Source organism: Streptomyces sp. SAS_270, assembly GCF_052543295.1.
Genome location: NZ_JBMNDS010000178.1, coordinates 1 through 2,114 on the forward strand (window position 1 = coordinate 1; position 2,114 = coordinate 2,114).

A 2,114-nucleotide genomic window follows, 5' to 3' on the forward strand; every position below is an offset into this window, starting at 1 on the left:
CGCCCGCGAGTGGATGGCCGAGTACCACGGCGGTCTGAAGAAGTACAACGAGTACAAGACCGCGGACTCCGAGCACCTCCTGGAGACCACCGGCAAGGAGCTGCGCAAGCTCATGTCGTGGGTCAACGACGACGAGGCGTAAGCCTTACGGCGAAGGGGCCGGAGCATCCCGCTCCGGCCCCTTCGGCGAACCCCGGGTAACGCCCGCGAACGCGGCGTTGTCCACCCCGTCCAGCCACGGACGGGTGATCCTTCCACGGAGGCGTAAGGCCGCCTTCGTCGCGGCACTACACTGCTGCACAACATACGCGTCAGGCCCACAGCGTCGTGCGTCTTCTACGCGGCAAGCACCCTCCACCGCCTGCGGCCGTCGGGACGGCCGTCCGCATCGGCATTGGATTTGTGAGGACTCACGTGAGCTCGAAACCTGTCGTACTCATCGCTGAAGAGCTGTCGCCCGCGACCGTCGACGCCCTGGGCCCGGACTTCGAGATCCGGCACGCCAACGGCGCGGACCGCGCCGAGCTGCTGCCCGCGATCGCGGATGTCGACGCGATCCTGATCCGCTCGGCCACCAAGGTCGACGCGGAGGCCGTCGCGGCCGCCAAGAAGCTGAAGGTCGTCGCACGAGCCGGCGTCGGCCTGGACAACGTGGACGTCTCCGCCGCCACCAAGGCCGGCGTGATGGTCGTCAACGCCCCCACCTCGAACATCGTGACCGCAGCCGAGCTGGCCTGCGGTCTCCTGCTCGCCACCGCGCGCCACATCCCGCAGGCCAACTCCGCGCTGAAGAACGGCGAGTGGAAGCGCTCCAAGTACACGGGCGTGGAGCTGGCCGAGAAGACCCTCGGTGTCGTCGGCCTCGGCCGCATCGGCGCGCTGGTCGCGCAGCGCATGTCGGCGTTCGGCATGAAGGTCGTCGCGTACGACCCCTACGTCCAGCCCGCCCGGGCCGCGCAGATGGGCGTCAAGGTCCTGTCGCTGGACGAGCTGCTCGAGGTCTCCGACTTCATCACCGTGCACCTGCCGAAGACGCCCGAGACGGTCGGTCTCATCGGTGACGAGGCGCTGCACAAGGTCAAGCCGTCGGTGCGCATCGTCAATGCCGCGCGTGGCGGGATCGTCGACGAGGCCGCGCTGTTCTCCGCCCTCAAGGAGGGCCGGGTCGCCGGCGCAGGCCTCGACGTGTACGCGAAGGAGCCCTGCACGGACTCCCCGCTCTTCGACCTCGACGAGGTCGTCTGCACCCCGCACCTCGGCGCCTCCACCGACGAGGCCCAGGAGAAGGCCGGTGTCTCCGTCGCCCGCTCGGTGCGCCTCGCCCTCGCCGGTGAGCTCGTGCCGGACGCGGTGAACGTCCAGGGCGGCGTCATCGCCGAGGACGTCAAGCCGGGTCTGCCGCTCGCCGAGAAGCTCGGCCGCATCTTCACCGCCCTCGCGGGCGAGGTCGCGGTCCGCCTCGATGTCGAGGTGTACGGCGAGATCACCCAGCACGACGTGAAGGTGCTGGAGCTGTCGGCGCTGAAGGGTGTCTTCGAGGACGTCGTCGACGAGACCGTCTCGTACGTCAACGCCCCGCTGTTCGCCCAGGAGCGCGGCGTCGAGGTACGGCTGACCACCAGCTCGGAGTCCTCGGACCACCGCAATGTGGTGACCGTGCGCGGCACGCTCTCCAGCGGCGAGGAGGTCGCGGTCTCCGGCACGCTGGCCGGCCCGAAGCACCACCAGAAGATCGTCGCCGTCGGCGAGTACGACGTCGACCTCGCGCTCGCCGACCACATGGTTGTCCTGCGCTACGCCGACCGTCCGGGCGTGGTCGGCACCCTCGGCCGCATCCTCGGCGAGGCCGGCATCAACATCGCGGGCATGCAGGTCTCCCGTGCGGTCGCCGGTGGCGAGGCCCTCGCGGTCCTCACCGTCGACGACACGGTTCCCGCCGCGACGGTGGCGGAGCTTGCGGAGGAGATCGGCGCGACGTCGGCTCGCTCGGTCAACCTCGTCTGAGGTTGACCGAGCCAGGGGGGGGGGGGGGGGGGGGGGGGGGGGGGGGGGGGGGGGGGGGGGGGGGGGGGGGGGGGGGGGGGGGGGGGGGGGGGGGGGGGGGGGGGGGGGGG

General features: G+C 71.1%; 1 protein-coding gene and 1 pseudogene. Both read left to right on the forward strand.

Features of this window, described 5'->3' with window-relative positions; genetic code table 11:
• Window positions 1-142: pseudogene (locus ACN6LB_RS45755) on the forward strand (ketol-acid reductoisomerase); the annotation flags it as partial.
• A gap of 272 nt (window positions 143-414) precedes the next feature.
• Complete coding sequence (serA, locus tag ACN6LB_RS45760) at window positions 415-2,004, forward strand: phosphoglycerate dehydrogenase (RefSeq protein WP_356149392.1); 1,590 nt, start codon at window positions 415-417, stop codon at window positions 2,002-2,004.
• The last annotated feature ends 110 nt before the right edge of the window (window positions 2,005-2,114 follow it).